The organism is Amycolatopsis sp. SID8362 (assembly GCF_010550475.1).
GTDB lineage: Bacteria > Actinomycetota > Actinomycetes > Mycobacteriales > Pseudonocardiaceae > Amycolatopsis > Amycolatopsis eburnea.
On the sequence record NZ_JAAGNB010000308.1, the window covers coordinates 1 to 7,329 of the forward strand.

The window sequence follows — 7,329 nt, forward strand, 5'->3', positions numbered from 1 at the left end:
GCCGCCGACGTCGAGCGCGCGCCAGCCGGCCGCCCGGTACGGCTCGGCCGTCGTGTCCGGCAGCCGCCGCGCGAGCCCGACCACGTCGTGACCAGGCCCGAGGGCGGCCAGCAATGCCGTTCCGACGTTGCCGGTGGCTCCGGTGATCACTATGCGCACAACGGATGCTTACCCGGTGGCGCGACGGCGAAACTCAGACCAGGTCGCGGGGAATCCGCCGATGCCAGTTCCGCGAGACGATCCGCCGGGCCCCCTCGTAGCCGTCGAGCTGGGCGTCGATGACGAATTCGGTGTCCGTGCAGGACACCCGGGTGCGCGTCTCGCTGCGCGCCAGCCACTCGCCGCGGGCGAAGTTGACGTCCCACGCCGTTTCCGCCACCGGCGAGCAGAAGTCGTCGGCGACCCAGGCGTAGCGCTCGCGGACGTCCCGGGTGACCTCCAGGTCGAGATCGTCGAAGCGCACGGTGCCGGCGTCCTTCACGATGTCCAGCGCCGACTGGTAGTCGACGAGGTCACGCGAGACGGTCCAGCGCTGCTCCCCCGGCGTCAACGCGGTCACCGTCATCGGCGGCGCGCCTTCGGGTTCGCCGAACGGCCGGGCGGGCAGCTCGTCCGGCTCCGCGACCGGCCGGACCGGCAGCCCGAGCGCGCTGTGTCCGGTGTGGACGGACAGCAGCACCGGCGTCGGCGGCGGCCACGCCAGCGGCCAGTACGAAGTGGACAGTGACAGCCGGATCCGGTGCCCCGCCGGGAAAGCCTGCGCGACGGCGTTCAGCTCGATCTCGACCGCGCACCGCTCCCCCGGCTCCATCGGCGCCGGCTCGTCGTGGCCGTCGCGGTGGGTCAGGTTGAGCAGCCCGTAGGTGACGCGGGTGGCGCGCCCGTCCGGTGCGACGTCGGACAGCCGCGCCGCGACCATCGCGACCGGCTGGTCGGCGGACACCTCCAGCCGCACGACCGGCGACCCGAGGATCTCGCACCGCTCGGTGAGCACGTCGGTGTCGAAGACGAGCGAGCCGCCGTCCTCTTCGCGCTGGTCGTAGGGCAGGTCGGGCGGGGCGCTGTAGGACGCCCACTTCCCGGAGAACTGCCCGACCGACAGCGGCGAGGACACCGTCAGCGCCTCGTCGCCGACGGTCTCCCCCGGCCGCGCGAGCCGGTGCGGCGCCAGCGGCAGGTCCTGCGGCTGGACGTGCGGTGACGGCCAGCCCGCCTCGCCGACCCAGCGGCCGGGCCGGTCCTCGTAGGACGTCGAGGGCGGGACGCTCTCCTGCATCCACGTCCGCAGCATCGGGCCGTCCATGGCGTCGTTCTCCTCGCCGCGGAGCCAGTGGTCCCACCACTTCACGACTTCCTGCAGGTAGCCGATCGCCGGACCGGGCTCGCCGAGGTGCGGGTACTTGTGCGACCACGGCCCGATCAGCCCGCGCCGCGGCACGTCGAGGTGTTCCAGCAGCCGGATGACGGCGTTGGAGTAGCCGTCGGCCCAGCCGCTCGACGCCAGCACCGGGATCTGGACGTCGCTGTAGTTCTGCGACACCGAGGCGTGCCGCCAGTAGTCGTCGCGACGCTGGTGCCCGAGCCAGTTCTCGATCCACAGGCTGCAGTTCTCCAGCCGTTCCCGCCACATCTCGCGCCACCGCTCGCCGACGACCGCCGGGTCGGGCGGCAGCGTGGCGTAGGCGAACATCGTGCCGGACTCGGCGACGTTGTCCGAGAGCAGGCAGCCGCCCATGTAGTGCATGTCGTCGGCGAACCGGTCGTCGGTGAACGAGGAGATCACGATGGCGCGCAAGCTGGGCGGTTTGCGCGCCGCGACCTGCAGCGCGGCGAACGCGCCCCAGGAGATCCCCATCATGCCGGTGTCGCCGGTGCACCACGGCTGGTCGGCGATCCACTCCAGGACGTCCTCGGCGTCGAGCTGTTCGCGCTCGAGGTACTCGTCGGCCAGCACGCCCTCGGACTCGCCGGTGCCGCGGATGTCGACGCGCACGCACGCGTAGCCGTGGCCGGCGAGGTAGGGGTGGTGGATCGAATCGCGCGGGGCGGTCAGGTCGCGCTTGCGGTACGGGATGTACTCGAGGATCGCCGGCACCGGCTCGGCGTCCGACGAGACCGGCCGCCAGATGCGGGCGGACAGCACGGTCCCGTCGGACGCCGGGATCCGGACGTGGTCCTCGACGGTGATTTCGTACGGCAGCGAGGTGACGGCTCGCAAGAGTCAGTTCCCTCCCAAGGGTTACGGCTGCAGCAGGATCTTCTGGGCGCCGTCGAGCTTCTTCTGGAAGATCTCGTACGCGCGCGGCGCGTCTTCCAGCGGCAGCTTGTGGGTGGCGAAGCCTTCGACGCCGAGCGGATCGCCTTCGCCGGTGAGCACCGGCATGACGTCGTCGAGCCAGTGCCGGACGTTGGCCTGCCCCATCCGGAGCTGGACCTGCTTGTCGAACAGCTCCATCATCGGCATCGGGTCGACCATCCCGCCGTAGACGCCCGACAGCGAGATCGTCCCGCCGCGCCGGACGCTGTCGATGGCGGCGTACAGCACGCTCAGCCGGTCGATGCCCGCCTTCTCGGTGACCTTGGCGCCGATCGCCTGCGGCAGCAGGTTCACCAGGTTGTGCGCGAGCTTCCCGACCGGCGCCCCGTGCGCCTCCATCCCGACGGCGTCGATCACGGAGTCGGCCCCGCGGCCGTTGGTCAGCTGCCGGATGCTCTCGCCGATGTCCTTGTGGTCCCGGGTGTCCAGCGCGGTGGCCCCGTGTTCCCGCGCCCGCGCGAGCCGCTCCGGCACGAGGTCGACCCCGATCACCTGACCCGCCCCGCGGTGCCGCGCGATCCGGGCGCTCATCTGCCCGATCGGCCCGAGCCCGAAGACGACGACGGTCCCGTCCTCCGGCACGTTCGCGTACTCGACGGCCTGCCACGCGGTCGGCACGACGTCGGAGAGGTAGACGAACCGCTCGTCCGGCGGGCCGTCGGGCACCTTGATCGGGCCGTACTGCGCCTGCGGCACGCGCAGGTATTCGGCCTGGCCGCCGGGAACCTGACCGTAGAGCTTGGTGTACCCGAGCAGCGCGGCCCCCTTGCCCTGCGCGGTGACCTGGGTGGTTTCGCACTGCGACTGCAGGCCGCGCTCGCACATCCAGCAGTGGCCGCACGAGATGTTGAACGGGATGACGACGCGGTCGCCGGGCTTGATGTGCTTCACCTCGGGCCCGACCTCTTCGACGACCCCCATGGGTTCGTGGCCGAGGATGTCGCCTTCGGTCATGAACGCGCCGAGGACTTCGTAGAGGTGCAGGTCGGAGCCGCAGATCCCGGTGGAGGTGACGCGGATGACGGCGTCGGTGGCCTCCTCGATCTTCGGATCCGGTACTTCGTCGACGCGGACGTCCCGTTTGCCGTGCCAGGTCACTGCCTTCATGGCTCTCCCTCTTCCGCGTGCGGGTCTCGGTCCCGGTTTCCCGGCGGAGGGGGAGGCAAACGCGGAGCGGGGCGCGCGGGGATGTCATGAAAGAGTCGTTCATGACACGTCGTCGGCCCGGCCACCCGCGACGGGCGAAAAGCTCCGGTCCAGTCGCGCCGACGTCTTGAATGAGTCATTCAGGTCTTCGGAGGTCCTGAATGAGTCATTCAAGACGCCGCAGGCCCGCGGAAACCCCGGCGTCAGGTCAGCAGGTCGGCCACCAGATACACCGCCGCCGCCACCGCGGCTGCCGCCGGGAAGGTCAGCACCCAGCCCAGCACGATGTCCCGCGCGATCCCCCACCGCACCGCCGACAGCCGACGCGTCGCGCCGACGCCCATGATCGCCGCCGTGATCACGTGGGTCGTCGAGATCGGGGCCTTCACCGCGAACGCCGTCACGTACAGCACCGACGACGCCACCGACTCCGCCACGAAGCCGTGCGGCGGGTCGAGCGGGAACACCCGGCGGCCCAGGGTGCGCATGATCCGCAGGCCGCCCGAGTACGTGCCCAGCGACAACGCCGCCGCGCACAGCAGGGTCACCCACATCGGGACCGCGAACGTCGACTGCTGGCCGGCCGCCACCAGGGCCAGCACGATCACGCCCATGCCCTTCTGGGCGTCCTGGAGGCCGTGGCCCAAGGCGAGCGCCGAGGCCGAGACGATCTGGAAGCGGCGGAACACCCGGCCGCTGCGGTGCGGGTTCGCCCGGCGCAGCAGCCACAGCGCCGCGAGCATCGCCGCGTAGCCCAGGAGGAGGCCGAGCAGCGGCGAAGCCACCATCGGGATCAGCACCTTCTCCGCGATCCCCGACCAGTGCACCGTGCTCGCCGCCGCCAGCGCCGCGCCCACCATGCCGCCGATCAGCGAGTGCGAGGACGACGACGGGAGGCCGAAGTACCAGGTGATCAGGTTCCAGGTGATCGCGCCGAGCAGTGCGGCGAAGACCACGGTGAGCGCGTCCGGGCCGGCCGGGACGTCGATGATGCCCTTGGCCACCGTCGCGGCGATGCCGGTGGACAGCAGCGCGCCGGCCAGGTTCATCACCGCCGCCAGGATCAGCGCCGCGCGCAGCGTCAAGGCCCGGGTCGACACGGCGCTGGCGATCGCGTTCGCCGCGTCGTGGAAGCCGTTGGTGTAGTCGAAGACGAGCGTCAGCACGATCACCGTGACCAGGGCGGCCGTCCCCGTCACTAGGACTCCTTGACCGCGATGGTCTGCACCACGTCGGCCACGTGCTCGAAGCCGTCGGCGGCGAGCTCGAACTGCTCGACGACTTCCTTGGTCTTCAGCACCTCGAGGGCGTCCCCGCCCGGCTCGAACAGGTGCGCCAGGATCCGCCGGTAGAGGCGGTCGGCTTCGTTCTCGAGCTCGTTGACCTCGATCCAGTACGGCTCGAGGTCGCCGACCTTCGCCAGGCCCGGCATCGACGACGCGGTCAGCTCCGCGCACCGGCACAGCACCCGCACCAGCACGTCCGTGCCCGGCGGGAACGCCTCGATCCGGTACAGCACGGCCAGGTCGGCCGCGGTGTCCATGAAGTCGAGGACGTCGTCGATCTTGCCGGCGAGCGCCTGGATGTCCTCGCGGTCGAACGGCGTCACGAACGAGCTGTTCAGCTCCACCATGATCGTGTGCGTCAGCTCGTCGCCCTGGTGCTCGACGTCGTGCAGGCGCTTGGCAAGCGCTTCCCGGTCTTCGGGACGGGCGACCACCAGCTCCTGCAGCAGCGCACTCGCGGTCACCAGGTTTCTCGCGGCGTCGGTCAGCAGGTCGAAGAACCGGGTACCCCGTGGGGTGAACCGCATGGATGTCCCTTCGTCGCCGCCCAGCCACCGCGGGCCGGGTACCCGTGGTAGCCGGACGTTTAACCGGCCGTGTCCGGGAAACCAGGAGGACATGACCGATCCCGGCTCCCGGCGCCTGAGAGTACTGCTCTGGCACGTGCACGGCTCATGGACCGGCGCTTTCGTGCGCGGGAGGCACGAATACCTCGTCCCGGTGTCACCCGACGGTGCGCCGTGGGGTCTCGGCAAGGCCGGCCGGGACTGGCCGTCGGTGACCGAGGTGCCGCTGGACCGGCTGGCCGAGGCCGAGCCCGACGTCGTCGTGCTGCAGCGCCCGGAAGAGCTGGACCTGACCGCGCGGCTGGGCGTGCCGTCCGTCTACGTGGAACACAACGCGCCCCGGCCGTACGCCGCGTCGAGCGAGCACCCGCTCGCCGGGCGCTCCGACATCACCGTGGCGCACGTGACCCACTTCAACGCGGCGATGTGGGACTGCGGGCGCGCGCCGGTCACCGTCGTGCCGCACGGGATCCCCGACCCCGGCGCGCGCTACACCGGTGAGCTCGCCGCCGGAGTGTCGATGATCAACGAGCCGGTGCGCCGCCGCCGTGTCACCGGCGCGGACCTGCTCGGCACGCTCGCCGAGGCCGGGCCGGTCGACGTCTTCGGCATGGGCACCGAGGAGCTCGGCGCGCCGCTGCGCGGCCGGGGCGATGTCCCGGTGCCCCGCCTGCACGACGAGATCGCGCGCCGCCGCGTCTTCCTGCACACCGCGCGCTGGACGTCGCTGGGACTGTCCTTGCTGGAGGCGATGCACCTCGGGATGCCGGTCGTCGTCTTCGCCGCCACCGAGGCGGTGACGGCCGTGCCGCCCGACGCCGGAGTGCTCTCCACCGACGTTTCGGTGCTGGCCCGTGGCTTCCGCGAACTGCTGCACGAACCCGACTTCGCCGTGCTCGCCGGCAAGAACGCCCGGGAGCACGCGCTGAAGCACCACGGGCTCGGGGCTTTCCTGACCGCTTGGGACCACCTCCTCGCCGAGACGGCCCGCTGAACCGAAGGGAACGCCGCACGATGAAGATCGCGATGGTGTCCGAGCACGCCAATCCGCTGGCCGCGCTGGGGGAAGCCGACGCCGGCGGCCAGAACGTGCACGTCGCGGAGCTGTCGGCCGCGCTCACCCGGGCCGGCCACGACGTCACCGTCTACACGCGCCGGGAGAGCCGCGACGAACCGGCCGAGGTCCGGACGGAGCGGGGGTTCCGGGTCGTGCACGTGCCCGCGGGGCCGGCGCGCAAGGAGCCGAAGGACCGGCTCCTGCCCTACATGGGCGAATTCGGCGGGTTCCTGCGCGACCGGTGGACGGCCGAGCGGCCGGACCTCGCGCACGCGCACTTCTGGATGTCGGGCCTGGCGACCGCCCTCGCGGCGAGCGCGACGGGCACGCCGGTCGCGCAGACGTTCCACGCGCTGGGCGTGGTCAAGAAGCGCTACCAGGGTGCCGAGGACACGAGCCCGGCCGACCGGATCCGGCTGGAGCGGATCATCGGACGGCAGGCCGGGCGGGTCCTCGCCACCTGCTCGGACGAGGTCTTCGAGCTGTCCCGGCTCGGCGTGCCGCGGTCGCGGATCTCGGTCGTCCCCTGCGGCGTCGACCTCGGGCGGTTCACCGTGGACGGTCCGGTCGCCCGCCGCCGGGCACCGCACCGGCTGGTCGCGGTGGGCCGGCTGGTCCCCCGCAAGGGGTTCGACACCGCGATCACCGCGCTCGCCCAGCTGCCGGACACCGAGCTGGTCATCGCCGGCGGCCCCGAGCGGGGCTGGCTTTCGCAGGACCCCGAAGCGCGGCGGCTGCGCGACCTCGCCGACCGGCTCGGCGTCGGCGACCGCGTGCGGTGGCCCGGCCAGGTGTCCCGGGAGGACATGCCCGCCCTGCTGCGCTCGGCCGACGCCGTCGTCTGCACGCCGTGGTACGAGCCGTTCGGGATCGTGCCGCTGGAAGCGATGGCGTGCGGGGTCCCGGTGGTGGCGGCCGCGGTCGGCGGGCTGACCGACACCGTCGTCGACGGCGTCA

Annotated in this window: 6 protein-coding genes and 1 pseudogene; 2 read left to right on the forward strand and 5 right to left on the reverse strand. The window is 71.9% G+C overall.

Translation table 11 applies throughout. The features are described from left to right. The 5 genes and pseudogenes from G3I65_RS57205 to G3I65_RS10460 all read right to left on the reverse strand — a co-directional run. Nucleotides 1-159: pseudogene (locus tag G3I65_RS57205) on the reverse strand (nucleoside-diphosphate sugar epimerase); the annotation flags it as partial. Between the two features lie 34 nt (nt 160-193). Then, a complete protein-coding gene (locus G3I65_RS10445) occupies nt 194-2,218 on the reverse strand; it encodes a CocE/NonD family hydrolase (RefSeq protein WP_160695918.1) in 2,025 nt (674 codons plus the stop codon). Nucleotides 2,219-2,239: 21 nt separating this feature from the next. Next, a complete protein-coding gene (locus G3I65_RS10450; protein WP_160695919.1) occupies nt 2,240-3,424 on the reverse strand; it encodes a zinc-dependent alcohol dehydrogenase in 1,185 nt (394 codons plus the stop codon). Between the two features lie 242 nt (nt 3,425-3,666). Beyond that, nucleotides 3,667-4,662: an inorganic phosphate transporter gene (locus G3I65_RS10455; RefSeq protein ID WP_160695920.1), complete on the reverse strand. Its 996-nt coding sequence runs from the start codon at nt 4,660-4,662 to the stop codon at nt 3,667-3,669. After that, the gene (locus G3I65_RS10460) at nt 4,662-5,276 is read right to left on the reverse strand and encodes a DUF47 domain-containing protein (protein WP_160695921.1); all 615 of its coding nucleotides are present in this window, start codon (nt 5,274-5,276) and stop codon (nt 4,662-4,664) included. Before G3I65_RS10460 ends, G3I65_RS10455 begins: the two co-directional genes overlap by 1 nt. A gap of 91 nt (nt 5,277-5,367) precedes the next feature. On the opposite strand from G3I65_RS10460, the gene G3I65_RS10465 reads away from it, so the two are divergent. Both G3I65_RS10465 and G3I65_RS10470 read left to right on the forward strand, forming a co-directional pair. Further along, nucleotides 5,368-6,309 carry a glycosyltransferase gene (locus G3I65_RS10465; RefSeq protein ID WP_160695922.1) on the forward strand — a complete coding sequence of 314 codons (942 nt, stop codon included), beginning with the start codon at nt 5,368-5,370 and terminating at the stop codon, nt 6,307-6,309. A gap of 20 nt (nt 6,310-6,329) precedes the next feature. After that, the coding region (locus G3I65_RS10470) for a glycosyltransferase (RefSeq protein ID WP_160695923.1) at nt 6,330-7,329 on the forward strand (1,000 nt) is incomplete at its 3' end.